The sequence below is a fragment of the Pseudomonas sp. PDM02 genome, assembly GCF_014852285.1.
In the GTDB taxonomy this organism is placed as follows: Bacteria; Pseudomonadota; Gammaproteobacteria; order Pseudomonadales; family Pseudomonadaceae; genus Aquipseudomonas; species Aquipseudomonas migulae.
The window spans coordinates 42415-68028 of record NZ_JACVBL010000016.1 but is presented as its reverse complement, the minus strand read 5'-3'; the positions used below and the strand labels follow the sequence as shown (position 1 = coordinate 68028).

At 60.2% G+C, this 25614-nt stretch carries 29 protein-coding genes and 1 pseudogene; 19 read left to right on the top strand and 11 right to left on the bottom strand.

The annotated features are described in order from the left end of the window. Position 1 precedes the first annotated feature (1 nt). Together IB245_RS29450 and IB245_RS29445 are read left to right on the top strand one after the other, a co-directional pair. Positions 2-1543: pseudogene (locus tag IB245_RS29450) on the top strand (HAMP domain-containing protein); the annotation flags it as partial. Positions 1544-1555: 12 nt separating this feature from the next. Next, positions 1556-2398 (top strand): methyl-accepting chemotaxis protein, encoded by an 843-nt coding sequence (locus IB245_RS29445; RefSeq protein WP_411736649.1) that lies wholly within the window; start codon positions 1556-1558, stop codon positions 2396-2398. 113 nt (positions 2399-2511) lie between these two features. On the opposite strand, the gene IB245_RS24610 is transcribed toward IB245_RS29445, so the two are convergent. Genes IB245_RS24610 through IB245_RS24600 form a run of 3 tightly spaced genes read right to left on the bottom strand, consistent with a single transcriptional unit; the run spans position 2512 to position 3622 of the window. Next, positions 2512-3135 carry an SOS response-associated peptidase gene (locus IB245_RS24610; protein WP_192228958.1) on the bottom strand — a complete coding sequence of 208 codons (624 nt, stop codon included), beginning with the start codon at positions 3133-3135 and terminating at the stop codon, positions 2512-2514. Positions 3136-3170: 35 nt separating this feature from the next. Further along, positions 3171-3431, bottom strand: coding sequence for a putative signal transducing protein (locus IB245_RS24605; RefSeq protein ID WP_008025915.1), 261 nt, complete (start codon positions 3429-3431; stop codon positions 3171-3173). Positions 3432-3439: 8 nt separating this feature from the next. Continuing rightward, a complete protein-coding gene (locus IB245_RS24600) occupies positions 3440-3622 on the bottom strand; it encodes a CPXCG motif-containing cysteine-rich protein (protein WP_192228957.1) in 183 nt (60 codons plus the stop codon). 139 nt (positions 3623-3761) lie between these two features. On the opposite strand from IB245_RS24600, the gene IB245_RS24595 reads away from it, so the two are divergent. Beyond that, a complete protein-coding gene (locus IB245_RS24595) occupies positions 3762-4928 on the top strand; it encodes a 1-acyl-sn-glycerol-3-phosphate acyltransferase (RefSeq protein WP_032828604.1) in 1167 nt (388 codons plus the stop codon). A gap of 126 nt (positions 4929-5054) precedes the next feature. Here IB245_RS24595 and IB245_RS24590 read toward each other — a convergent pair whose 3' ends face one another. Further along, complete coding sequence (locus IB245_RS24590) at positions 5055-5339, bottom strand: hypothetical protein (RefSeq protein ID WP_192228956.1); 285 nt, start codon at positions 5337-5339, stop codon at positions 5055-5057. A gap of 195 nt (positions 5340-5534) precedes the next feature. Here IB245_RS24590 and IB245_RS24585 point away from each other — a divergent pair, with 195 nt between their 5' ends. Beyond that, positions 5535-5741 carry a hypothetical protein gene (locus IB245_RS24585; protein WP_008025908.1) on the top strand — a complete coding sequence of 69 codons (207 nt, stop codon included), beginning with the start codon at positions 5535-5537 and terminating at the stop codon, positions 5739-5741. 196 nt (positions 5742-5937) lie between these two features. Here the strand turns inward: IB245_RS24585 and IB245_RS24580 are convergent, their stop codons facing one another. Then, complete coding sequence (locus IB245_RS24580; RefSeq protein ID WP_192228955.1) at positions 5938-6522, bottom strand: YajG family lipoprotein; 585 nt, start codon at positions 6520-6522, stop codon at positions 5938-5940. A gap of 202 nt (positions 6523-6724) precedes the next feature. On the opposite strand from IB245_RS24580, the gene IB245_RS24575 reads away from it, so the two are divergent. Both IB245_RS24575 and mqo read left to right on the top strand, forming a co-directional pair. Then, positions 6725-6958, top strand: a complete 234-nt coding sequence (locus IB245_RS24575; RefSeq protein ID WP_008025904.1) for a hypothetical protein — start codon at positions 6725-6727, stop codon at positions 6956-6958. A 737-nt stretch (positions 6959-7695) separates the two neighbouring features. Then, a complete protein-coding gene (gene mqo / locus IB245_RS24570) occupies positions 7696-9204 on the top strand; it encodes a malate dehydrogenase (quinone) (RefSeq protein ID WP_008025902.1) in 1509 nt (502 codons plus the stop codon). Between the two features lie 204 nt (positions 9205-9408). Here mqo and IB245_RS24565 read toward each other — a convergent pair whose 3' ends face one another. The 4 genes from IB245_RS24565 to IB245_RS24550 all read right to left on the bottom strand — a co-directional run bounded on the left by IB245_RS24565 (position 9409) and on the right by IB245_RS24550 (position 11455). Further along, positions 9409-9696, bottom strand: coding sequence for a PA4642 family protein (locus tag IB245_RS24565; protein WP_008037237.1), 288 nt, complete (start codon positions 9694-9696; stop codon positions 9409-9411). A 63-nt stretch (positions 9697-9759) separates the two neighbouring features. Further along, complete coding sequence (locus IB245_RS24560) at positions 9760-10245, bottom strand: hypothetical protein (protein ID WP_008025899.1); 486 nt, start codon at positions 10243-10245, stop codon at positions 9760-9762. A 174-nt stretch (positions 10246-10419) separates the two neighbouring features. Continuing rightward, complete coding sequence (locus IB245_RS24555; protein WP_192228954.1) at positions 10420-10893, bottom strand: WbuC family cupin fold metalloprotein; 474 nt, start codon at positions 10891-10893, stop codon at positions 10420-10422. Between the two features lie 4 nt (positions 10894-10897). Further along, positions 10898-11455, bottom strand: coding sequence for a hypoxanthine-guanine phosphoribosyltransferase (locus tag IB245_RS24550; protein WP_008025895.1), 558 nt, complete (start codon positions 11453-11455; stop codon positions 10898-10900). Positions 11456-11618: 163 nt separating this feature from the next. On the opposite strand from IB245_RS24550, the gene upp reads away from it, so the two are divergent. Then, entirely contained in the window at positions 11619-12257 is a 639-nt protein-coding gene (upp, locus tag IB245_RS24545) for a uracil phosphoribosyltransferase (RefSeq protein WP_008025893.1), read from the top strand. A 2-nt stretch (positions 12258-12259) separates the two neighbouring features. Beyond that, positions 12260-13534, top strand: a complete 1275-nt coding sequence (locus tag IB245_RS24540) for a uracil-xanthine permease family protein (protein ID WP_008025891.1) — start codon at positions 12260-12262, stop codon at positions 13532-13534. Positions 13535-13647: 113 nt separating this feature from the next. On the opposite strand, the gene hemH is transcribed toward IB245_RS24540, so the two are convergent. Both hemH and IB245_RS24530 read right to left on the bottom strand, forming a co-directional pair. Further along, a complete protein-coding gene (gene hemH, locus IB245_RS24535; RefSeq protein WP_192228953.1) occupies positions 13648-14670 on the bottom strand; it encodes a ferrochelatase in 1023 nt (340 codons plus the stop codon). Positions 14671-14683: 13 nt separating this feature from the next. After that, the gene (locus IB245_RS24530; protein ID WP_192228952.1) at positions 14684-15586 is read right to left on the bottom strand and encodes a TIGR01777 family oxidoreductase; all 903 of its coding nucleotides are present in this window, start codon (positions 15584-15586) and stop codon (positions 14684-14686) included. A gap of 196 nt (positions 15587-15782) precedes the next feature. Between IB245_RS24530 and IB245_RS24525 the strand changes: the two genes are divergently transcribed. The 11 genes from IB245_RS24525 to IB245_RS24475 all read left to right on the top strand — a co-directional run bounded on the left by IB245_RS24525 (position 15783) and on the right by IB245_RS24475 (position 25574). Then, positions 15783-16769 (top strand): NAD(P)/FAD-dependent oxidoreductase, encoded by a 987-nt coding sequence (locus tag IB245_RS24525; RefSeq protein WP_008037229.1) that lies wholly within the window; start codon positions 15783-15785, stop codon positions 16767-16769. Beyond that, positions 16766-16981, top strand: coding sequence for a TIGR02450 family Trp-rich protein (locus IB245_RS24520; RefSeq protein WP_192228951.1), 216 nt, complete (start codon positions 16766-16768; stop codon positions 16979-16981). Before IB245_RS24525 ends, IB245_RS24520 begins: the two co-directional genes overlap by 4 nt. Positions 16982-17199: 218 nt before the next feature. Beyond that, positions 17200-18159 (top strand): YbgA family protein, encoded by a 960-nt coding sequence (locus IB245_RS24515; protein WP_192228950.1) that lies wholly within the window; start codon positions 17200-17202, stop codon positions 18157-18159. Continuing rightward, positions 18159-19100: a MerR family transcriptional regulator gene (locus tag IB245_RS24510; RefSeq protein WP_192228949.1), complete on the top strand. Its 942-nt coding sequence runs from the start codon at positions 18159-18161 to the stop codon at positions 19098-19100. Before IB245_RS24515 ends, IB245_RS24510 begins: the two co-directional genes overlap by 1 nt. Before the next feature lie 21 nt (positions 19101-19121). Next, entirely contained in the window at positions 19122-20567 is a 1446-nt protein-coding gene (gene phrB / locus IB245_RS24505) for a deoxyribodipyrimidine photo-lyase (RefSeq protein WP_192228995.1), read from the top strand. Beyond that, positions 20560-20982: a nuclear transport factor 2 family protein gene (locus IB245_RS24500; protein ID WP_192228948.1), complete on the top strand. Its 423-nt coding sequence runs from the start codon at positions 20560-20562 to the stop codon at positions 20980-20982. The genes phrB and IB245_RS24500 overlap by 8 nt, the downstream gene beginning before the upstream one ends. Next, complete coding sequence (locus tag IB245_RS24495; protein WP_192228947.1) at positions 20979-21761, top strand: SDR family NAD(P)-dependent oxidoreductase; 783 nt, start codon at positions 20979-20981, stop codon at positions 21759-21761. Before IB245_RS24500 ends, IB245_RS24495 begins: the two co-directional genes overlap by 4 nt. After that, positions 21758-23005 (top strand): NAD(P)/FAD-dependent oxidoreductase, encoded by a 1248-nt coding sequence (locus IB245_RS24490; protein ID WP_192228946.1) that lies wholly within the window; start codon positions 21758-21760, stop codon positions 23003-23005. Before IB245_RS24495 ends, IB245_RS24490 begins: the two co-directional genes overlap by 4 nt. Next, on the top strand, positions 23002-23817 hold the full coding sequence (locus IB245_RS24485) for a DUF1365 domain-containing protein (RefSeq protein ID WP_192228945.1): 816 nt from the start codon (positions 23002-23004) through the stop codon (positions 23815-23817). The genes IB245_RS24490 and IB245_RS24485 overlap by 4 nt, the downstream gene beginning before the upstream one ends. After that, positions 23804-25075, top strand: a complete 1272-nt coding sequence (locus IB245_RS24480; RefSeq protein WP_008025867.1) for an SAM-dependent methyltransferase — start codon at positions 23804-23806, stop codon at positions 25073-25075. The genes IB245_RS24485 and IB245_RS24480 overlap by 14 nt, the downstream gene beginning before the upstream one ends. Then, positions 25068-25574, top strand: a complete 507-nt coding sequence (locus IB245_RS24475; RefSeq protein ID WP_192228944.1) for a DUF2878 domain-containing protein — start codon at positions 25068-25070, stop codon at positions 25572-25574. The genes IB245_RS24480 and IB245_RS24475 overlap by 8 nt, the downstream gene beginning before the upstream one ends. Positions 25575-25614 lie beyond the last annotated feature (40 nt).

Below are 25614 nucleotides of genomic sequence, written 5' to 3'. Positions count from 1 at the left end.
CATGCCGCGTATCCTAGGCGTCGATTTGTATCGGCGCCAGATACAACAGACATACAGACGTGGATTTCGGACAAAGCTCTCATCAATAGTAGGAAAAAATTCACATAACCGTCCCCGCCACGGCCAGTCACGGCCGGCAATGATTCATTTGCGACATCGACGGCTCCAAAACAGCCATTTCGTCGCACCTCACTCATGGCCCTCGAGCCCCCTGCCGATACAGCACCGCAGAAGTCCTCTTGCGTGCGGAGCACCCATGAAATTCAAGTCCATCCAGTTTTCCGTGGCGGCCCTCGCTGGCGCCATCGTATTAAGTGTCGTGGCAGCCCTGGTGCTGTACGCGCTGTTTTCCGGCGCACGGACGCAAGACATGGTTCAGGATCGGACCCAGGCGCAATTCGAGCAAGTCATCGAGCAGCGCCTGACGTCCCTGGCGCAAACCCAGGTCAGCCAGATCCAGCGTGAACTCGAAGCGCCGCTGCTGATTGCCGGCGGACTGGTGCGGGTCAACGCCCTGATCGGCACGCCAGGCGCCGATGGCCAGCCGCAACTGAACCTGAGCCGCGAGCAATTGATCAGCCTGATCAAGGAAAACGTCGCCAAAAACCCGAAGATTCTCGGCACCTACATCGGTTGGGAAAAAAACGCCCTCGACCACAACGACGCAGCTTACGTCGACACCAAGGTCGTCGGCATCGACGCCAGCAACGGGCGTTTCCTGCCGTGGTGGTTCCGCAACGAAGACGGCAGCCTGGGCCTGGACAAACTGGTGGACGTCGACGACCAGAAAACCCTGTCTACCGGTGTGCGCGCCAGTGAGTACTACCTGTGCTCGAAAGAAACCAAAAAATCCTGCGTGATCGATCCGGCGCCCTACAAGGTCGGCGACAAAATCGTCATGCTCGCCTCCTTTATTGAACCGATCATGCTCAACGGTGCGTTCCAGGGCATCGTCGGCGCCGACCTCTCGGTGAACTTCATCCAGGAAATGCTCCTGGGTGCTAACCAGAAGTTGTACAACGGCTCGGGCGTCATGGCGCTGATCGGCGGTAATGGCCGGATCGTTGCCTACACCAAGGACCCGAGCAAATTCGGCGAGAAGGTCAGTGACATCCTCGACAGCCAGCAGATCGCCAACATGGCCAATCTGAAGCGCGGCGAAGTCACCTACACCGTCGACAAGGCCCAGGGCCGGATCGAGTTGTACCTGCCGTTCGGCATCGGCCAGACCGACGCTCGCTGGACGCTGATGCTGCAACTGCCGCTGAACGCGGTGATGGCCGACCTGCAAAAACTCCAGGCCGACCTGAACACCCAGCGCAAATCCGACACCTTCGGCATGGCCATGGTCGGTCTGCTGATCGCCGGTGTCGGCTTGCTGGTGATCTGGCTGGTGGGCCACGGCATTGCTCGCCCATTGAAACAAATGGTGGCCATGCTCGATGACATTGCCAAAGGTGAAGGCGACCTGACGCGCCGCCTGACCAGTGATCGCGCCGACGAACTGGGCTCGATCGCCAAAGGGTTCAACACTTTCCTCGCCAAGTTGCAGGCGATGATCACCCAAGTGGTGACGTCGGTGCAGAGCGTCAGCGATTCGTCGGAACACACCGCTGACATCGCCATCCGCACCAACATTGGCGTGCAGAAACAAATGGTCGAGATCGATCAGGTCGCCACGGCGGTGCATGAAATGACCGCTACCGCCCAGGACGTGGCGCGCAACGCGACCCAGGCGGCGCAAGCGGCCAGCCATGCGGATCAGGCGGCCTCTCAGGGCAAACAGATCGTGCGGGATACGTCGAACTCGATCGGTGTGCTGGCCGTGGAAATCGGCAAGGCTGTCGGCGTGGTGCAAAACCTGGCCAAGGACAGCGAGAACATCAACGCGATCCTCACCGCCATTCGCGGCATCGCCGAGCAGACCAACTTGCTGGCCTTGAACGCCGCCATTGAAGCGGCACGCGCCGGCGAGCAGGGCCGTGGTTTTGCGGTGGTGGCCGATGAGGTGCGCAACCTGGCGCAGAAAACCCAGAAGGCCACCGAAGAAATCCAGACCATGATCCAGCAGCTGCAACAAGGCACGCGCGATGTGGTGCGGGTCATGGAAGACAGCCAGAACCGCACCGACGAAAGCGTACAGCATGCGGCGAAAGCGGCTGAAGCGCTGGATGCGATCACTCAGGCGGTGTCGGTGATCAACGACATGAACACGCAGATTGCCAGCGCGGCCGAGGAACAGAGTGCGGTGGCGGATGACATCAACCGGAACGTGATCAACATTGGGCAAGTGGCCAATGAAGTGGCGGGCGGTGCGGATGAGTCGAGCGCGGCGAGTGCGGGTTTGACCAAGCTGGCCGAGCAGCAGCGGCGGTTGATCAATCAGTTCAAGGTTTGATTCGAGGGCCTCTTCGCGGGCAAGTCGGATCGCCGCACCGCTCGCTCCTACAGGGGATTATCGAACCTGTAGGAGCGAGGCTTGCCCGCGAAGACGTCAGCCCAGACACCCCATCAGCCAGGGGTCAAACACTCCGGCCCATACAACTTCGGATCATTCACCAGATTCGCCAACACCCGCTCGCGCAACGCCGCGGGTTCACTGGCCAGTAATCCCTGCAGCACATGCAACGGCGTCTCGGGATCGAGCCACGCCTCCTGCCCCGCCGCATCCAGGATCAACGGCCGACGCTGACTCGCCGCCGGTTGCGTGATCACAGCCGTGCTCAGCCACACCTGTTCCTGTACCGGATACGCCTCCCAGATCGCCGCGAAAAACAGCGTCGAGCCCTCCCCCGGCGTCAGCCAATACGGACGCTTGCGGGTGCCGCCGCGCCATTCGTAAAAACCGTTGGCCGGCAACAGGCAGCGGCGCTCGCGCAGGGCCTGGCGAAACATCGGTTGCTCGGCCACGGTTTCGGCGCGGGCATGGGCCGGCGTGCGGGACAGATCGGTGAGCCACGGCGGCGTCAAACCCCAGCGGGCACGGGCCAATTCACGCGCGCCGTCGGCGCCGGCACGCAGCATCAACACCGAATCATTGGGGGAAATATTCCACTGGGCCTGCTGATCGGCGGGGAAGCCAGGCAGGGCCGCAAAGGCGGGATTCCAGCGAAACAGGGCATAACGTCCACACATGGGGCAACACGACTCTTGATCAAACGAACGTCAGCCTAACAGACCAGCGTGCCGGGAAAGCTTTCCGGTTCATCGCCGGGCATCGGCAGCGCGGCATTGTACGCGGTGATCAACTCCCGGGCGTATTCGGCCTGGTCGTTATCCACCGACAAGCCCAGCAGGCCGAAGATCGGCAATTCGCCGGTGCCGCCGAGCAAATCGCGGCCGACCAGATGCGCCTCGACGCCCTCGCTGGCCAACATGCTTTGCAGCAACTCGCCTTCCATCAGGTTTTCCGGTTCGTAGATTCGCTGCATGGATGCCCTCACTCGTTCTCGCTGAACACTTCGAGATGCCACTCCTCTCCATGAACCTGCAACACAAACGTAATTGGCCGACAACACACCTGACAGTCCTCGATATAGGTCTGATCACCCGCCGACAAATCCACAGTCGTCTCGACCTCTTCACCACAATACGGACATTCATACTCTGCAGTTTCCAGCATCGCGGTCTCCCAAGTGACTTGTGCGTATAATCGCCGGTCTATTTGCAGGGCTATTTTTGTCTGGCTAACTTTTCAGACCGTGCCCCGTTGGTTTTCGATCAAAACCTTTACTTACCCTAGCCGTTTCTAACAAGAGAGCATGATGGGCGAATTCGATGCCATCCGACCTTACGACGACAGCGAAGTCCCAGCGGTGCTGGCACGCTTGCTCGGCGACAAGGCGTTTCTAGATATCCTCACCCACTTCCGCTTCCCGCGTTTTGCCGGTGCCTTCGGCTGGATGCTCAAACCTCTTATAGCTCATCGGCTGCGCCGTGAGTTCGCCGGAATCGATTCGGTGGCCACGCTGCAGGACAAAGTCGAGTATTACGTCGACCACACCATCGAGCGCGCCACGGACGGTGTCACGTACACCGGCGTCGAGCAATTCAAGTCCGGCAGCGCCTACCTGTTCATCGCCAACCACCGCGACATCGTGATGGACCCGGCCTTCGTCAACTATGCCGTGTACCACGCAGGCCTGCCGACGCCGCGCATCGCGATTGGCGACAACCTGCTGCAAAAGCCCTTCGTCAGCGACCTGATGCGCCTGAACAAGAGCTTCATCGTGCACCGTTCGATCACCGGTCGCCGCGAGAAAATGGCGGCTTATCAGCTGTTGTCGGCGTACATCAACCACTCGATCCGCAACGATTGCGCCTCCATCTGGATCGCGCAGGCCGAAGGCCGGGCCAAGGACGGCGACGACCGCACCGAGTCGGCGATCCTCAAGATGTTCCACATGAGCCGCAAGGACGAGCCGTTCGGCGAAGTCATCCGCTCGCTGAACGTCACCCCGGTGTCGATCAGCTACGAATATGACCCGTGCGACCAGGCCAAGGCCCGCGAGCTCTACATCCGCGCCACCACCGGCACCTACACCAAGGCGCCAGGCGAGGACGACGTGAGCATCGCCAAGGGAATCACTGGCTACAAGGGGCGAGTCCACGTGAACTTCGCCGCGCCGATCACCGAGCTGTTCGAAGACACCAAGCAATTGGCGGTCGAAATGGACAAGCAGATTCTCGGCGGCTACCGCTTGTTCCCGGTGCACTACCTGGCTTACGCGCAGTGGAAGGATGCCGACCCGCAGTTGCAGGTGCCGAAAGCGTCTGATGTGTTTGCTGCCGACGAACTGGCGAAAGCCCAGGAAGAATGGCAACAGCGCCTGGACGCTTGCCCGGAAGAACATCGTCCGTTCCTGGTGCTGCAATACGCCACGCCGGTGCGTAATCAGTACCGTGTGAAGGCCGGGTTGCCGTTGTAACTTCAAGCTTGATGCAAACCCTGTAGGAGTGAGCCTGCTCGCGAAAGCGGTGTATCAGCTAAAGAGATGTCGGCTGACACAGCGCTATCGCAAGCAGGCTCACTCCTACAGGGGGTTACGGTGTGCTCAAACGCGCGTGCTGATCCATGACACCAGCAGCGCCAACCCCAGGCAGGCGAAACCGAAGCGGTAGAAAAACCGGTTCATGCGCAAGGTCGCACCATCCAGCATCAACATTGGCTCATCGATGCGACGGCTCTGGCTCCGCGCTTCGAGGCTGGCCAACGCGCGTTGTTCACGACGACGTGTGGCGTGCAGCAGCCAGCTGCCCGGAAAGGCCAGCAGCAAGGCGAGCAGGTTGATCAATTTGGCGGGATGGGCGGTAAACAGCGTCATCAAATGCAGCGACATCACGAACCTCGGACAAAACAGGTGTGGCGGAAGCCAGATCGACGACCGCGGCGCGGATTCTACCGAAAGCCGTCCCTCCTGCCCGCCGCTATACGATAAATAACTCACCATTTGGCAGATTCCTGTCCTGCGTCACGGCTTCGTCATCTGAATGCGCCAATCTCTCGCCCCACCAAAACCGACATGGATACCGTCATGCTGCACGCTGAAAACCAGGATCGCCTCTACCTCATTGCTCAAAGCGACGAACAACAAACCTTGGTCGGCAGCCTTGCCTTCAACGTTCAGGATCGTCATTGGCTGGTGTATTGCGCGCTGGGCGGGCATCAACATGCGGATCTGCCGGAGGCGGATTTGCTGACAGGGGTGAGTGTGCTGGAGTTTTACTCGCAAGCCGCCTGACACCAACGCCAATACCTTTGTAGGAGCGAGGCTTGCCCGCGAAGACGGTGTGTCAGGCGACATCAATGTTGAATGAGAGGCCGCCTTCGCGGGCAAGCCTCGCTCCTACAGGGGGCTAGGTGAATTCGAGATATCAGCAGGCACAAAAAAGCCCGGGGCCATTGCTGGCGCCGGGCTTTTTGATTTCAGCGAAAACTTATTCGCCGAGAATCTGACCCACGGTCGGGTCCTTGAACAGGCGCGTCAATGCATCGCTCAACACATCGCTGACCAGCTTGGTGTTGGTTTCCTGGTTTGGCGCCATGCCGAAACGCTGATCCAGGGATGCACCGTAACGACCGCTGTAGCGGCGGTTGGCGTTCTGCACGTCAGAGCGGAAGGTCGCGCCGATGGTCGCCTCGGTCACATACATGCCTTCTTTAGGCGACTGATACTTCAGCTCGGCCAGGGTCACGGTCAGTTGCGGGGCATTCGGCGCATTGTTAGTCGGGGTAAAGCCGAGCAAGCGCACGGCCGCTTCGGCCTGGGCCTGCAGCTTCGGCAGAATCTGCGCGCCCTGCACCGTGATCGCGCTGGTCTCCGGATACAGACCGCCACGGGTGCCCAGGGTTGGCGACGGACGACCGTCCACCACACGCACCACGACTGGCTGGCCATGGCCGACCGGTGCCAGCTGAGTGGTCAGCTTCGGCTCCGGACTCAGTTGTTGCGGGCTGTGGGCGCAGCCAACCAGGGTCAAACTGGTCACAGTGATCAAACCGAACAACAGGCGTTGCAACATGCTCTTCTCTCCAGAATCAGGCACAAACAGGCCGGCAGTATAGCGGTGCGCCACTGCGGGTAACTAGCGTCATGCAACGAATACCAGAATCTCAGACAAACCCCGTGGACCGCGGTTCCTGTCACACATCGTTCACCCTCCTTTCACCTGCGCGTCACGACTTGCTGACAACGTATGCGGTAAATCCCACGAGGTATTTCCCATGCGCCTTCTCGTCTCCCTGTTCACACCGCGCCCGTTGCATCGCTGCTTCGCCCTGCTCGACCGCAACGGCCATTGCCAGGCATTCAAGCAGTGCAGCCTCCAGCCGATGGGCGATGGCTGGGTCGAAATCGAAGAAATCCGCCTCAACTGGCTGCACCATCCCCTGCCCGCCAGCGCCCGTGTCAACCAGCGCCAACCCCGCGCTCGCGCTCAACAACTGCTGGCGACCTGACCAGACGCCTAATAAAAGTCATTAAACACGTCCATTTCCCCGCGTTTCTTAGATACAATCTCCCCCCGATTATAAGGACGTCTCCTGATCGGGCCTCGCAGCAATCGTCAATGCTTCGGTATTGGCACCCCGCACCGCCCACAGAGAGCCGCCCACACAGATCGAGTGAAGCTGGCGCGCTTGCTGTTCCTTGAGCAAAAACCCCACTTTTCGCGAATCTGCAGAGCTGTCATTACGCTCGGTCACTGAGCTGTTTGCCCGTTTTGCCTGTCATGTATTCCATGGCGGCGATCCATCCGGGCACGGTGCCAGGCTGGGACAGCCCTTTTTTGAGGTTCACGTCTTCAAAAGAGCGTGAAAAAAACGGGTTTTCACAACTTCACAAGAGTGTGGCGAGCAAATGAATAGTTTTGCGTCTGAACATGCACCATTAGCGTCTGAAACAGCCCAACGACACAGGACCGAGTATTCCTCGAACACCGGAGCCTGAAGCCTGTCCGCTACGGATTTGGTTGCACAAACGGATGTCTCGACCATAAGTCGAATTGCCAGTCGCGCGTTGAAATGAGTTCATTGACCTCATAAACCCGGCCGGTAGCGTCCGTCGAAGTTGCGATAAATTGCGAAGATTCGGACATGGCGACACTGCCATGGGTACCTGGGGCATCACTGACACGCCCTGAACGCCTGGCAGCCATGCCGACAATTTGGTGCTGCAGATTTTGGAGACGCGTTAAATGGCGCATAACGAAGCAGTCGACGTAGTACTGGTTGGGGCCGGCATCATGAGTGCCACCCTCGCTGTACTGCTCAAAGAGCTCGACCCCGCGATCAAGCTGGAAGTCGTCGAGCTGATGGATTCCGGTGCCGCGGAGAGTTCCAACCCGTGGAACAACGCCGGTACCGGTCACGCCGGGCTGTGTGAGCTCAATTACACGCCGCAGGCCGCCGACGGCACCGTCGACATCAAGAAAGCCGTGCACATCAACACTCAGTTTGAAGTGTCGAAGCAGTTCTGGTCCTACCTGACCAAAAAAGGCACCTTCGGCTCGTGCAAGACCTTCATCAGCCCGGTGCCGCACCTGAGCTTCGTCCAGGGCGACAGCGGCGTGTCCTTCCTCAAGGAACGCTTCAAGGTGCTGAGCAAGCACCACGCCTTCGCGGACATGGAATACACCGAAGACAAGGCAAAAATGGCCGACTGGATGCCATTGATGATGCCGGGGCGTGACGCTGGCGAAACCCTCGCCGCCACCCGTGTGATCAATGGCACCGACGTCAACTTCGGCGCGCTGACCAACCAGTTGCTCAAGCACCTGACCAGCGCACCCGATGCCCAGGTCAAGTACTGCAAGCGCGTGACCGGCCTGAAGCGCAACAACGGCGGCTGGACCGTCAGCATCAAGGACGTCAACAGCGGCAATACCCGCGAAGTCGACGCAAAATTCGTGTTCCTCGGCGCGGGCGGCGCGGCATTGCCGCTGTTGCAGGCCTCGGGCATCGAAGAAAGCAAAGGCTTCGGCGGCTTCCCGATCAGCGGCCAGTGGCTGCGTTGCGACAACCCGGAAGTGGTCAAGCATCACCAGGCCAAGGTGTACAGCCAGGCTGCAGTGGGTTCGCCACCGATGTCGGTGCCGCACCTGGACACTCGCGTGGTCGATGGCAAGAAGTCCCTGCTGTTCGGACCTTACGCCGGTTTCACCACCAAGTTCCTCAAGCACGGCTCCTTCATGGACCTGCCGATGTCGGTTCGCGCCGGCAACATCGGCCCGATGCTGGCCGTGGCGAAAAACAACATGGACCTGACCAAGTACCTGGTCAGCGAAGTGATGCAGTCGATGGAGCAGCGTCTGGATTCCCTGCGCCGCTTCTACCCTGAAGCGAAAGCCGAAGACTGGCGCCTGGAAGTGGCCGGCCAACGGGTGCAGATCATCAAGAAAGACCCGAAAAAGGGCGGCGTTCTGCAGTTCGGTACCGAACTGGTCGCGGCCAAGGACGGTTCCCTTGCTGCCCTGCTGGGCGCTTCGCCAGGCGCGTCGGTGACCGTTTCGATCATGCTGGAACTGATCGAAAAATGCTTCCCGGCCCAAGCGTCCGGCGAGTGGGCAGCCAAACTGGCGGAAATCTTCCCGGCCCGGGAAAAGGTTCTGGAAACCGATGCTGCGCTGTATCGCAAGATCAACGCGCAGAACAACATCGCACTGGAACTGGTTGAAGAAAGCAGCGAGACACCAAGCTTCGCTTGATCGTCGCGCATAAAAAACGCCCCGTTCTCATTGAGAGCGGGGCGTTTTTTTATGCCTGTTTCACGACAAACCTGATCCTGTGCGCCTGTTCCTTGGCAAATCTGACCCTGTAGGAGCCGGCTTGCTGGCGATGGCATCACCTCGGTCGATCTGACAGACCGAGGGGATGCCATCGCCAGCAAGCCGGCTCCTACAAAAGCGGGTTTAGCCGCGGGCTTTTTCGATCAGTTCGATGTAGTCCGGTGCGTTGCGCTGATCCTTGATCAACGCGACGAAGTCATTGCCGTGCTCGTCCTTGCCGTCCAGATCAAATCCGGCCTCGACGAAGAACGTCAGAAAACGCTCGAAGTCGTCGATACGCAGGCCACGGTAGGCCTTGATCAGTTTGTGCAGGGACGGCGAAGTGGCGTCGACCGGTTCGAAATCGAGAAACAACTTGATCTGCTCGTCGCCGATCTCGTCACCAATCACTTGTTTCTTATCTTTACGCATTGCCGACTCCAGCTCGCAGACATTTCACGGGGCGGGCAGTTTACCCCTCACTGGCCGCCGGGCTCAACGCGGACGAACGGCCCCGGTGTGCAGATCGGCCCAGACATGACCGTTGGCGTAGCTGAGGAACTGGCAATACACCGTGTCATTGCGCAGCAAGTCGATCACCACGCGGTATTGCGCCATCGGGTAAAACAGCGTCAGGGTTTTGCTCTTGTCGTCGTAGATCGGCTTTTTCAGGCTTTTGCTTTCGCCATCGAAATTGACCAGCACCTGATTGATGGTCGCGCCCTTGTTCAAGGATTTGCCCTTGAGGCGGATCAGCAGCGGAGATGTTACCGGGATCGGCTGTTGGGTGGACTGCCGTTGGCTGCCGACCACCACCGAATACTCGGTGACCTGCAGCAATTGTTGCTGCTCCGGTTCGGCATCACGCAGCGTCAGGTCGTCAGGCGGCAGAAACTGCCCGTGCATCAGGGCCGGCGCGGCGGCCAGCGGCAGGCTGAGGGTCAGCAACAGGGCGGCGCAGCTGCGGATCAAAAGGCTCATGACGGGCTCCGAAAGGCGGGGCCGGGCACTTTATCATGGCTGCACACCGTCCCTGTAGGAGCGTGGCTTGCCCGCGAAGGCGGTGTGTCAGTCCCTTAGTTATCGACTGACACACCGCCTTCGCGGGCAAGTCGGACTGCCGCACCACTCGCTCCTACAGTGGGGGGGTGTGTATCAATCGAACTGTGCGCGCATCCAGGCCTGATACTCGGCCACGCCCGGCTCGCCTTCACGCGGCGCCCAATCAGCCAGTTCACCTTCGCCCACAGGACGATAAGGACCGGCCTTGCACTCGAACATCAGGCTGTCGGCTTCCAGCACCACCAGGCCATGAAACACACCGGTTGGCAGGTCCACGCCGACGCAGTCGCCAGCGGCCTGCAGCACTTGCTTGCGTACCACCGTGCCGGACTCGTCGAAGATCAACACGCCAAGCCGTCCCTTGAGGACCAGCAAGGTTTCAGCCTTGTTCTCCCCCAGATGCCGATGAGGCGGGATGTACGTGCCTGGCTGCAAACCCACCGCCATGCGATGGCAAGCGTCTTCCATCTGATGAAAGTTGTGGTGCTGGCGCCCACGCGGATTGGCCGCTGCTTTCTCGGCCAACTCAGAGAACAGGGTTCGATCAAGAAAGCTCGGCGCTGCCATATGTTTACATCCCTTTAACGGCAAAAATCCCGTTGGCGTTACGCCAGTAGCCTTTGTAGTCCATGCCGTAACCGAAGATGTAGCGGTCGATGCACGGCAAACCGACGAAATCGGCTTTCAGGTCCGGACGAGCCTTGCGGTCGTGGTCCTTGTCGATCAGCACGGCGGTGTGCACTTTGCGCGCGCCGGCGTGTTTGCAGAAGTCGATGATCGCGCCCAGGGTGTGACCTTCGTCGAGGATGTCGTCGATGATCAGCACGTCACGGTCGATAAACGACACTTCAGGCTTGGCTTTCCAGAACAGGTCGCCGCCGCTGGTTTCGTTGCGATAACGGGTGGCGTGCAGGTAGGACGCTTCCAGCGGGAATTGCAGATGGGTGAGCAGCTTGCCGGCGAAGATCAGGCCGCCGTTCATCACGCAGAACACCACCGGGTTAGTGTCAGCCATTTGTTCGTTGATATGTGCACCAACGCGGGCGATGGCCGCCTCGACTTCAGCTTCGGTGTACAGGCAGTCAGCCTCTCGCATGATTTGACGGATATGCTCGAGATCAGCGGACATGGCGCTCTCCAAGGGGTGGCATTCAGGAAAAGCGGGCAAAGGTACGCATCCCGCACGGCCAGATCAAGCGTTTGTGGACTAACGTACTCTATTGTCTATAGGACAACACCCTCGGATAGATTAATCTAGGCCGGTTTTTTTGCCCGCCGCCGGAGCCTTTCCCATGCCCATCCTCGAGATCCGCCATCCGCTGATCCGTCACAAACTCGGCCTGATGCGCCGCGCAGACATCAGCACCAAGAATTTCCGCGAGCTCGCTCAGGAAGTCGGTGCCCTTTTGACCTATGAAGCCACCAAAGACCTGCCGCTGGAATCCTACGACATCGAAGGCTGGTGCGGCACCGTGTCGGTCGAGAAAATCGCCGGCAAGAAAATCACCGTAGTGCCGATCCTGCGCGCCGGCATCGGCATGCTCGAAGGCGTGCTGAGCCTGATCCCGGGCGCCAAAGTCAGCGCCGTGGGCGTGGCCCGCAACGAACAGACGCTGCAAGCCCACACGTATCTGGAAAAACTGGTTCCGGAAATCAACGAACGCCTGGCAATGATCATCGACCCGATGCTCGCCACCGGCAGTTCCATGGTTGCCACCATCGACCTGCTGAAAAAAGCCGGTTGCCGCGACATCCGCGCCATGGTGCTGGTCGCCGCGCCGGAAGGCATCGCCGCTGTGGAGAAGGCTCACCCGGACGTGACCATCTACACCGCTTCCATTGACGAGAAACTCAACGAACACGGTTACATCATCCCGGGCCTGGGCGATGCCGGCGACAAGATCTTCGGCACCAAGCAGAAGGACGCTTGAGCATGCAGCAAGAGTTCAACGATCCGCTCTGGCGCACGGTGCTGTCGGGTGCGCAGATGCTGTTCGTGGCCTTTGGCGCGCTGGTATTGATGCCGCTGATTACCGGCCTCGACCCGAACGTGGCGCTGTTCACCGCCGGTTTGGGGACGATTCTGTTCCAGATCGTCACCGGGCGTCAGGTGCCGGTATTCCTGGCGTCGAGCTTCGCCTTCATCACCCCGATCATTCTCGCCAAAGGCCAGTTCGGCCTCGCGGCGACCATGGGCGGCGTGATGGCGGCGGGTTTTGTCTACACCTTCCTCGGCCTCGCCGTGAAGATCAAAGGCACCGGTTTCATCGACCGTTTGCTGCCACCGGTGGTGATTGGTCCGGTGATCATTTCCATCGGCCTGGCCATGGCGCCAATCGCCGCCAACATGGCGATGGGCAAGGCTGGCGACGGCTCCGAGCTGATTCATTACCAGACAGCCATGCTGATCTCGATGCCGGCACTGCTGACCACGCTGATCGTCGCGGTGTTCGGCAAAGGCATTTTCCGCCTGGTACCGATCATCTCCGGCGTGCTGGTCGGTTTTGCGATGGCGTTCTATTTCGGCGTGGTTGATACCGCGAAGATTGCCGCTGCACCGTGGTTCGCGATCCCGAACTTCACTGCGCCGGAATTCAACTGGCAGGCGATTCTGTTCATCGTTCCGGTGGCATTGGCCCCGGCCATCGAACATATCGGCGGCGTGATCGCCGTGGGCAGCGTGACCGGCCGTGACTACCTGAAGAAGCCAGGCCTGCACCGCACGCTGCTCGGCGACGGCATTGCCACTACCGCAGCCGGCCTGTTCGGCGGCCCGCCCAACACCACGTACGCCGAAGTGACCGGCGCGGTGATGCTGACCAAGAACTACAACCCGAAAATCATGACCTGGGCGGCGATCTTCGCCATCAGCCTGGCGTTCATCGGCAAGTTCGGCGCGTTGCTGCAAAGCATTCCGGTGCCGGTAATGGGCGGGATTCTGTGCCTGTTGTTCGGTTCGATTGCGGCGGTGGGGATGAACACGCTGATTCGCCACAAGATCGACCTGGGCGAGGCGCGCAACCTGGTGATCGTTTCGGTCACGCTGGTGTTCGGGATTGGCGGCGTGCTGGTCGGCACCGGCACCGGCCCGGACGACTTCGGCCTCAAAGGCATCGCGCTGTGCGCGGTGGTGGCGATTGCGCTGAACCTGTTGCTGCCGGGGAATGACAGCTGGAAGCACAAGAAGGCGGATGAGCCTTTGTTGTAAACCAGCCTTTAGATCGCCTTCGCGGGCAAGCCTCGCTCCTACAGGTTTTGAGTCGATCCCATCATCGTGGAACGACTCAAAACCTGTAGGAGCGAGGCTTGCCCGCGAAGCTTTTAAAGCGCCAGCGGCGCTCTTTCGCACAATGCGTTCAACGCCTTCGCCCACTGCGGATCATCGTTGAGGCACGGCACCAGCACCAACTCCTCCCCTCCCGCTTCGCGGAACTGTTCTTTCCCGCGATCACCGATTTCTTCCAGCGTCTCGATGCAATCGGCAACGAACGCCGGGCACATCACCAGCACCTTTCTCACGCCCATTCCCGCCAACTCATCAAGGCGCGCTTCGGTGTAGGGTTCGATCCATTTCGCCCGACCCAGCCGCGACTGAAACGACACCGACCATTTGCCGTCCGGCAAACCCATGCGCTTGGCGAATTCCGCTGCGGTGCGCAGGCACTGGCCGCGATAACAGGTCGCGACGACTTCCGGTGGCGCACCGGCGCAGCAATCGCCGCCACCTTCAAAACTGTGCCCCGGGTTGAGCTTCTTCAGATGCCGCTCCGGCAAGCCATGGAAGCTCAGCAACAGATGATCGAAATCCTGCTGCAGATACGGCTTGGCGCTGGCCACCAGGGCATCGATGTATTCCGGCTGATCGTAGAACGGCTCGAGTATCGAGAACTGCACATTGAGTTTGTGCTCGCTCACCACCCGCTTGGCTTCCTCGATCACCGTGGTCACGGTGCTGTCGGCGAACTGCGGATAAAGCGGCGCGAGGGTAATTCGCTTGTGGCCCTGGGCGGCGAGTTGCAGCAGTTTCGACTCAATCGACGGCTCGCCATAACGCATCGCCAGTTCCACTGGCCCGTGGCTCCACTGTGCGCTCATGGCCTGTTGCAAGCGGCGACTGAGCACCACCAGTGGCGAGCCCTCCTCCCACCAGATCGAGGCGTAGGCGTGGGCCGACTGCTCCGGGCGTCTGATCAGAATCAGCGAGACCAGCAAACGGCGCACCGGCCATGGCAGGTCGATCACATACGGGTCCATCAGAAATTGATTGAGGTAGCTGCGCACATCCGCCACCGAGGTGGAGGCAGGTGAACCCAGGTTGACCAGAAGCAACGCGTGATCGGTCATGCAACGTCCTATTTCAGAGGCGGCTGGACAAGTCGTCCAGAGCCGCACGCAGGTCAGTGAACTGGAAGGTGAAGCCCGCTTCCAGCAAGCGCGCCGGGACAGCCTTCTGGCCACCCAGCAACAGCAATGACAACTCGCCCAGGCCCACCTTCAATGCCAGGGCCGGCATGGGCATGAACGCCGGGCGATGCAGCACGCTGCCCAGCGTCTTGGCAAATTCGCGATTGCGCACCGGTTTGGGCGCGCAGGCATTATAAGGACCGCTGGCGTTTTTCTGATGCAGAAGAAAATCAATCAGGGCGATTTGATCATTGATATGGATCCACGGCATCCACTGCCGACCAGTGCCCAAAGGCCCGCCCAGCCCCAGTTTGAACGGCAGCAACAGCCGCGACAAAAAGCCGCCCTCGGCCGACAGCACCAAGCCGGTGCGAACGAAGATCACGCGAATGCCCAAGGCTTCGGCACGCTGAGCGGTTTCTTCCCAGGCAATGCACAACTGACTGGCAAAATCATCGATCACCGGAGGGGAATGCTCAGTCAACTCCCGTTCGCCCCCGTCGCCATACCAGCCAATGGCAGAGCCCGAAATCAACACCTGCGGTTTCTGTTCACGGTTTTCGAGCCACGCCAGCAAGGTTTCCGTCAGGGTGATGCGACTGCTCCACAGCAAGGCTTTACGTCGGTGGGTCCAGAGCCGGTCGGCAATTGGCGCGCCCGCGAGGTTGATAATCGCATCCACCGGTTCCTGACCGAGGTCCTCGAGTCGGGCCACCGCGCGCACCTGGGCGCCACAGACTTTCGCGACTTTGGCCGGCGTCCGGCTCCAGACGCTCAGACGATGTCCCTGGCTCAACCAGTGGCGGCAGAGCTGACGTCCTATCAAACCAGTACCGCCGGTCAGCAATATGTGCATGACTTCTTCCTCGCGTGGCGTTTTACCCTGATCACTAGTCTATTTTTATAAGCAGGGATCTTTGATATCGGGCAGGGTCTGTGTTTAACAATAGGCCAAGCTGTCAGAACGAGAACGCTAAAAGTTATACCGAAAAACAATATTGTACAGGTTTCAACCACGGCGTAGTCTGTACAGAAAGGTAAACGAGGCCCCTATGACTGTACCTATCGCAATCATCGGCACCGGCATTGCCGGACTCTCAGCCGCCCAGGCCCTTACGGACGCAGGGCATGTCGTTCAACTTTTCGATAAAAGCCGCGGCAGTGGCGGACGCATGTCGAGCAAGCGCAGCGATGCGGGTGCGCTGGACATGGGCGCGCAATATTTCACTGCGCGTGATCGCCGCTTTGTCACTGAAGTCCAGCGCTGGCAAGCCAAAGGCTGGGTCGCCGAATGGGCGCCGCAGCTTTATACCTACCACGGCGGCCAGCTCAACCTGTCGCCGGACGAACAGACGCGCTGGGTCGGCACGCCACGCATGAGCGCCATCACCCGTGGCCTGATTGGCGATCTGGAAGTGCATTTTGCCTGCCGCATTACCGAGGTCTATCGCGGTGAAGAACACTGGCATTTGCAGGATGCCGAAGGTTTCACTCATGGCCCGTTCAGTCACGTGATCGTCGCCACGCCAGCACCGCAAGCGACCGCCTTGCTGGCCTCCGCGCCGAAACTCGCAGGCGCCGCCGCCGGGGTCAAAATGGACCCGACCTGGGCCGTCGCACTGGCCTTCGATACTCCGCTGGATACGCCCATGGAAGGCTGCTTCGTGCAAGACAGCCCACTCGACTGGCTGGCGCGCAACCGCAGCAAACCGGGGCGCGACAACACCAAGGACACCTGGGTATTGCACGCGACCAGCACCTGGAGCCGGCAACATATCGACCTGTCCAAGGAAGCCGTGATCGAGCAACTGCACGGCGCGTTCGCCGAACTGCTCCACAGCGCCATGCCTGCGCCGAGCTTCAGCCTCGCGCACCGCTGGCTCTACGCCCGCCCCGCCAGCAGCCATGAATGGGGCACGCTGGCCGATGCCGACCTGGGTCTTTACGCGTGTGGCGACTGGTGCCTGTCCGGTCGTGTCGAAGGTGCCTGGCTCAGCGGTCAGGAAGCCGCCCGCCGCCTGCACGAACACCTGCAGTGAACCGCATCAACCCAAGCAAATTGCTGCTGTCGAAATGGACAGCAGCCCACCCGCAAAACCGCGAAAAACATTTTCTGGTCATCGAGCTGTTCCGCGACGAGGAAGGCACGGTGCTGGACGTCGAATTGCAGGCAGTGCTGACCAAGCGCAATCAACGCCTGAGCTGGCAAACCCTGAAAAACAGCGACGCCTGGATCTCGGGCTGGAATTAGATCCTGTAGGAGCCGGCTTGCTGGCGATGCAGGCGCCACGGTTTAGCAGGTAAACCCCCATCATCGTTCATCGCCGGAACGCCGCCCGCAGCAAGCCAGCTCCTACAGCACGCCAAATACTTATACAAACAATTTGACTTGTACACCTTTGAATCTATGATGAAACACATGTTGTACAGAAATTAAATCCTGTACAGGTTTGGATTCGAGGTGCTCCGATGCTCCACGCCAGCGCGAAACCGAAAATCGCCATCAGCGCCTGCCTGATGGGCGCCGAGGTGCGTTTCAATGGCGGGCACAAGGAATCGCGGCTGTGCAGCCGCACCCTCACCGAGTATTTCGATTTCGTCCCGGTGTGCCCGGAAGTCGCCATCGGCCTGGGCATTCCTCGCCAGCCCATTCGACTGGTCGGCGACGCTGAACGCCCCGAAGCCATCGGCACTGTTCACCCCGAACTGAATGTCACCCGGCCGCTGGCCGATTACGCCCGGAAGATGGCCGCCGAGTTGGACGATGTCTGCGGCTACATCTTCATGCAGAAATCGCCGTCATGCGGACTGGATCGGGTCAAGGTCTACCACACCAACGGTGCACCGGTAGACGGCGGTGGCCGTGGTATCTATGCCCAGGCTTTCTGTGCGCTGCACCCGGACCTGCCGGTGGAAGAAGACGGCCGGCTCAACGACCCGGTGCTGCGGGAAAATTTTCTCACCCGCGTGTTCGCTTACAGCGCCTGGCAACAGTTGCTGCAAGCAGGCCTGACTCGTCGCGGATTGACCGAATTTCACTCGCGCTACAAATACCTGCTGATGGCCCACAACCCGGTGCAGTACAAAACCCTGGGCAATCTGCTGGGCAACATGGGCCGGATCGACCCGAAAGAACTCGGCCCACGCTATTTCAGCGAACTGATGGCAGCCTTGAAAAAGTGCGCCACGCGCCGCACCCACACCAACGTCCTGCAACACATCAGTGGTTACCTCAAGCAGGTCATCAGCACTGAAGACAAACAGGAAGTGCAACACGTCATCGGCCAGTACCGCCACGGCATCGTGCCGTTGGTGGTGCCGCTGACGCTGCTCAAACATCACTTTCGCCAACACCCGGATCCGTACATTGCGCAACAGGTTTACCTGCAACCGCACCCGGAAAACCTCAGCCTGCGAAACGCGATCTGATGAAAATCCCACTCGACACCAGTGCCCGCGAAGACCTCGGCGCCGACTTCAAGAAAGCCCTCGATGAAGGCTGGCTGCCAATTCGTGAAGTGGCCCGGCAGACCGGCGTCAACGCCGTCACCTTGCGCGCCTGGGAACGGCGTTACGGTTTGATCGTGCCGCAACGCACGCCCAAAGGGCATCGGCTGTTCAGCGCCGAACACGTACAACGCATCCTGACAATCCTCACCTGGCTCAATCGCGGCGTGGCCGTCAGCCAGGTCAAGCAACTGCTCGACACCCCGCAAGCCTTTAGCGAATCGATCGAAAACGATTGGCAGGTGATGTGCAACACGCTGCTGCAAGCAGTCACTCGGCTCAACGAACGCACCCTCGATGACACCGTCAACCAGGCGATTGCGTTGTACCCGCCGCGGACTTTGTGCGAACAACTGTTGATGCCGTTGCTGGCCGAACTTGAACAACGCTGGCAAGGCCAGTTTGGCTCGCAGATGGAGCGCGTGTTTTTTTACTCCTGGTTACGCAGCAAATTCGGCGCGCGCATCTACCATAACAACCGTCAACTGCGCACCGCACCGCTGCTGTTGATCAATCACTCCGACCTGCCGCTGGAACCGTATCTGTGGCTCACCGCGTGGTTGATCAGCAGCGCCGATTGCCCGGTGGAAGTGTTCGACTGGCCGTTGCCGGCGGGCGAGCTCGCACTGGCAGTCGATCACCTGCAAGCCCGTGGCGTACTGCTGTATTCCAGCAAAGCCATGAACCTTGCGCAGCTGCCGAAACTTTTCAACGGTGTCAGTTGCCCAAAAATGATTGCCGGACCAACGGTATGCATCCACCACGCCGAGTTGTCCGTAAAAACCACAGAGATTGCTGAATTGTTCCTGGCCGAAGATCCGTTATCGGCGCATCAGGACCTGGTACAGCGCGGGCTTATTTAAATGAATCGTACGGACACCACCATGCAATTGATCTGGCTGCGCAGCGACTTGCGTCTACATGACAACACCGCCCTCTCGGCCGCCGCTTCCCGGGGGCCGAGCGTGGCGGTGTACCTGTTGAGCCCGGAACAATGGCGCGAGCATGACGACGCGCCGTGCAAAGTGGATTTCTGGCTGCGCAACCTCCGTGAACTGAGCCACGCACTCGGCGAGTTGAACATCCCGTTGCTGATTCGCACGGCCTCTCGCTGGGATGAAGCGCCGAAGGTTCTGCTCGACCTGTGCCAGCAGTTGAAGATCGACGCGGTGCACGTCAACGAGGAATACGGCATTCACGAAAGCCGTCGTGATGCGGCGGTGGCCGACGCACTGAAAACCATAGGCGTCGACTTTTATAGCTACCTCGATCAGTTGCTGTTCAGCCCCGGCACCGTGCTGACCAAGACCGGCACCTATTTCCAGGTCTTCAGTCAGTTCCGCAAAGTCTGCTACGACCGTCTGCACCGTTCATTGCCGAGTCTCGTCAGGGCGCCAGCGGTGCAATCGAAGCTGAACATCGACAGCGATGAAATCCCTTCAAGCGTTGCAGGCTTCGACACGCCCAGCGACACCTTGCGCAATCTCTGGCCCGCCGGTGAAGCCGAAGCCCGACGCCGTCTGGACACCTTCGCCGATGCGCAGATCGACTACTACAAAAGTGAACGTGACTTCCCGGCCAAACCCGGCACCAGTCAGCTCTCGGCTTACCTGGCGGCCGGCGTCATTTCCCCGCGCCAGTGCTTGCATGCTGCCCTGCAAAGCAATCAGGGCGAGTTCGAAAGCGGCAAAGTCGGCGCCGTCACCTGGATCAACGAATTGCTGTGGCGCGAGTTCTACAAACACATTCTGGTGGGCTACCCGCGCGTCTCCCGTCACCGCGCCTTCCGCCCGGAAACCGAAGCCCTGGCCTGGCGCGATGCCCCCGACGAACTGGCAGCCTGGCAAGAAGCGCGCACCGGTCTGCCGATCATTGACGCAGCGATGCGCCAACTGCTTGAAACCGGCTGGATGCACAACCGCTTGCGCATGGTGGTGGCGATGTTCCTCACCAAAAACCTGCTGATCGACTGGCGTGAAGGCGAACGTTTTTTCATGCGGCACCTGATCGATGGCGATCTCGCGGCGAATAACGGCGGCTGGCAATGGAGCTCATCCACCGGCACCGATTCGGCGCCCTACTTCCGGATTTTCAACCCGCTCAGCCAATCGGAAAAATTCGACAGCGAAGGCCTGTTCATCAAGCACTGGTTGCCGGAGCTGGCCGGACTGAACAAGAAAGACGTGCACAACCCGGCGAACCTCGGCGGGTTGTTTGGCGTGGCAGGTTATCCGTCGCCGATCGTCAATCTAAGTACATCCCGTGCACGCGCACTGGCGGCGTTCAAAAACCTGCCGTCGCGACAGAACGCGGGAGGCGGTTATGAGTGATTTCCTGCGCCGCTTCGCCTGGCAGTTTGCCGAGCTGAACAAAGACAACCTGCAGCGCCTGAATGAGCTGTACGCCGACGACGTGCACTTCACCGATCCGCTGCACGAAGTACAGGGCCTCGCGCATTTGCGCAGTTATTTCAGCGAGCTCTACGCCAACGTCAGCGAGCTGCGTTTCGATTTTCACGGCTTCGACCAGATCGGCGAAGGCGAAGGTTATCTGCGCTGGGTCATGAGCTACCGCCATCCGCATCTGGCCGGCGGGCGCTTGATTCGGGTGGAGGGCTGCTCGCACCTGCTCTGGCGTGACAAGGTTTATCGCCACCGGGATTACTTCGATGCCGGGGCGCTGCTTTACGAACATGTACCCGTATTGGGCTGGGCAATTGCCTGGTTGAAAAGGAGAATGGGATGAGCCTTACACCTCCACGACGATATTGGCTGACTGGCGCCAGCAGTGGCATTGGCGCCGCGCTGGCCGAGGAGATTCTGAAAACCGGCGCCCATCTGGCGGTCAGTTCACGTTCGCTGGCGCCGATGAAAGTCTTGTCGCAACGCTATCCCGGGCAAGTGCTGGTGGTGGCGGGTGACCTGACCAACAGCCAGACCGTACGCGAAATCGGCGAGCAGATCGCGCAAGACTGGGGCTCGCTGGATACGGTGATTCTCAATGCTGGCACCTGCGAATACGTCGACGTTCAGCAGTTCGATTCGTCGCTCGTCGAGCACGTGGTGCGCACCAATCTGCTGGCCAGCAGTTACTGCATCGAAGCCGCCCTGCCGCTGTTGCGCAAAGGCCTTGCGCCGCATCTGGTGGGCGTCGCCAGTTCGGTGACTTACCTGCCGCTGCCACGGGCGGAGGCGTATGGCGCGTCGAAGGCCGGGCTGCGTTATCTGTTCGAATCGTTGCGCATTGACCTGGCGCCCGAAGGCATCGAAGTCACCGTAGTCAGCCCGGGGTTCGTCGAGACTCCGCTGACGGCGAAGAACGATTTCCCGATGCCGCTCAGTTGGCCGGTGGGCAAAGCGGCGCGGCACATCTTCGAAAAACTGAAGCATCGGCCACTGGAGATCGCGTTCCCGGCGCTGTTCATGGCGGCGCTCTGGCCGCTGTCGAAAATGCCCAACCGGGTGAAGCTCGCCATCGGCAAACGCATGGTCCGCAGCAGTCCGCCGATCAAGGACGTGCCGTGAACATCGCCATCATCGGCAGCGGCATCTCGGGGCTGACCAGTGCTTACCTGCTGAATCGCCGCCACGAGATCACCCTGTTCGAGGCCGATGACCGGGTCGGCGGCCACACCCACACCGTGGACGTGAAGGTCGATGGCGAGCGTCATGCCGTGGACACCGGTTTCATCGTGTTCAACGACTGGACCTACCCGAACTTCATTCGCTTGCTGGGTCAGATCGGCGTGGGTTTCAAAGCGACCGAGATGAGTTTCTCGGTCACCGATCCGGACAGCGGCCTGGAGTACAACGGCAACAACCTCAACAGCCTGTTCGCCCAGCGCCGCAACCTGCTGTCGCCGGGGTTCTGGGGCATGCTGCGCGACATTGTGCGCTTCAACAAACGCGCCCGGCTCGACTTGTCCGAGGGCCGGATCGCGGCGCACACCACGCTCGATGAATACCTCAAGGCCGGCGGTTACGGCGAGCGGTTCATCCTGCATTACATCGTGCCGATGGGCGCGGCGATCTGGTCGATGCCGATGGCCGACATGCTGAATTTTCCGCTGCAATTCTTTGTGCGGTTTTTCAAGAATCACGGTTTGCTGTCGGTCAACAATCGCCCGCAATGGCGTGTGATCGAGGGCGGCTCGAGTGCTTACATCGCACCGTTGACCGCAACCTTTAACCGGAAAATCCGCCTCAACTGCCCCGTGATGCAGGTCGAGCGCGATGCCGATGGCGTCGTGATCCACAGCCGCGCCGGCAGCGAACGCTTCGACAAAGTGGTGTTCGCCTGCCACAGCGATCAGGCGCTGAAACTGCTGGCCAAACCGAGCGATGCCGAACAGTCGATCCTCGGCGCCCTGCCCTACGCCGACAACGAAGTGGTGCTGCACACCGACACTCGCCTGCTGCCGTCGCGCACACTCGCCCGGGCCAGCTGGAATTACCGCCTCGGTGGCGCCGGCCATACGCTGGCGGCGGTCACCTACGACATGAACATCCTGCAAGGCATCCAGAGCGACACCACGTTTTGCGTCAGCCTCAACCAGAGCGCCGGCATCAGCCCGGCCATGGTGCTCGGCCGATTCACCTACGCCCATCCTCAATACAGCCTGGCGGCGGTGGCGGCGCAGGAGCGCTGGGAAGAATTGAACGGCGCGCAACACAGCTTTTATTGCGGCGCCTACTGGGCCAACGGTTTCCATGAAGATGGCGTGGTCAGCGCGTTGCGCGTGGCCCGTTCGTTCGGGGAAGTGCTGTGAACAGCGCGCTCTACAACGGCTGGATCGCCCATCGGCGGTTTGCCCCAAGGCGCCATGAATTCCGTTACCGGATCGGCCTGCTGTACCTCGATCTCGATGAACAGGACGCCGTACTCGGGTTATCGCCGCTGTCGGGCAACCGCCGTTTCTCGCCGTTTTCGTTTCGCGAAAGCGACTACCTCAAAGCCTTCACCGGCAATGGAATGCGCCTGATCGATGCGGTGCGCGAACAGGTCCGCCAGGCCATTGGTCATGCGCCACAAGGTTCAGTCTGCCTGCTGACCCAGCCCCGCAGTTGGGGCCTGGCGTTCAACCCGGTGAGCTTTTTTTATTGTTACGAAGCCGACGGCCAACTGGCGGCAATCGTTGCCGAAGTCACCAATACCCCGTGGCGCGAGCGTTATCACTACGTGTTGCCGGCCAGGACACCGGATGACCTGCGCGATTTCCATCAGCATTTCGCCGTGGCCAAGGCCTTTCATGTGTCGCCGTTTCTGCCACGCGATCTCGAACACCGTATGAGCTTCAGCCCTGTCGCGAAAAAACTCGGCGTGCACATGGCCGACTGGCAGGGCGAACTGAAGCTGTTCGACGCCACGCTCAACCTGAAACGCGAAGCCCTGAGTCGCGCCAGCCTGCACCGATACCTGCGGCGCTTTCCGTGGATGACCGCAAAAACCTGCCTGGCGATTTATTGGCAAGCCCTGCGCCTGCTGTTCAAACGCGCGCCGATATTTGCTCATCAAGCTGCCGACGGCAGCTTTCAAACCGCCACCGTTCCGCCCAAGGATCGCCGCCATGAAATCCTCTAGCGTCTCGGCCAAAGCCACTCTACTCAGCACTAACGGCTTGACCGGGACGTTGCTGCGTCGCGGTGTGCTGCGGCAACTGGCGCACCTCAAGCACGGGCAACTGGTGGTGATCGAGGACGGCGAGCGGCAGGTCTTCGGCACCGCTGGCAGTCATTTGCAGGGGGAAATCCACATCCTCGACGCAGCGGCGTGGGGGTTGGTGGCGAGTAACGGTTCGATCGGCGCGGGCGAGGCATTTATCCACGGTTACTGGAGCTCGCCGGACCTGACGGCGGTGGTTCGCGTGTTCGTCAGTAACCTTGAAGTACTTGATTCGCTGGAAGGCGGCCTGGCGAAACTCGGCCGGCCCTTCGTTCAAGGCCTGCACTGGCTCAATCGCAATACACGCAAGGGTTCGCAGAAAAACATCGCCGCTCACTACGACCTGGGAAACGACCTGTTCGAACAGTTTCTCGACCCGACCATGATGTATTCGGCCGCACAATTTCTAAGTCCCGAGGACAGTCTGGAACAGGCGCAGCTGAACAAACTGGAGCGGATCTGCCAGAAACTCGACCTCAAACCCAGCGATCACCTGCTGGAAATCGGCACCGGCTGGGGCAGCATGGCGCTGTACGCGGCGCAGAATTATGGCTGCAAAGTCACCACCACCACGTTGTCCAGGGAGCAGTACGCGTTTACCGCGCAACGGATCGAAACCCTCGGGTTGCAAGACCAGGTCACCTTGTTGCTCAAGGATTACCGCGACCTCACCGGGCAGTACGACAAACTGGTGTCGATCGAGATGATCGAAGCCGTGGGCCATCGCTTTCTGCCGACCTACTTCAAGCAGTGTGCGCACTTGCTCAAGAGCAATGGCTTGATGCTGTTGCAGGCGATCACCATCCGCGAACAGCGCTACGAGCAGGCCAAGGGCAGTGTCGACTTCATTCAGCGCTACATCTTCCCCGGCGGCGCCCTGCCCTGCGTGCAGAAAATGCTCGAGATCGTCAGCCGCGACACCGACATGAACTTGCTGCACATGGAGGATTTTGGCCTGCACTACGCGCGAACCTTGCGCCTGTGGCATGAGAATTTTCGCCGCGCCCAAGGCCGCTTGAGCGAATTGGGCTACGACGATTATTTCCTGCGGCTGTGGGAGTTTTACCTGTGCTACTGCGAAGGTGGTTTCCTGGAGCGCACCATCGGCACCGCGCAGTTGCTGCTGGCCAAACCTTCGGCGATCACCGCGCCGCTGCTCGGCCGTTTCGATGCTTGAACGCCAGGCCAACGCCGTGCTGTTCCAGCTCGGCTGGCTTGCCTGCGTGATCGGCGGCAACAGTCTGTGGTTATTGGTGGCGCTGGGCGCTTTGGTGATTCATCTGCTGTGGATAAGTCGTTGGGCGGACGAAGGCCGGCTGATTCTCAGCGTTGTGCTGCTGGGCACGACCGTCGACAGCTCATTGCGCTGGCTGGGGGTGTTCGAGTTCAACGATGTCGCGCCGCTGATTCCGCTATGGCTGATGCTGTTGTGGGCGTTGCTGGCCACGACGTTGCGCCATTGCCTGCAATGGAGCGCAACGCCCTGGTGGCTGGGCTGCTTGCTGGGCGCCGTGGGTGGGCCGTTGTCGTATTACGCGGGAGGACAACTGGCCGGGGTGCAATTCCCTTACGGCCAATTACCGACGCTGATCGGCATCGGATTACTCTGGGCGCTGCTGTTTCCCACGCTGCATTTCATGGCCCGGCGCCTGGCGTCGTCCGACACCCACGACTGAGCGTCCGTCCGGCCTTTCACACAGCACCGACCGACTGACT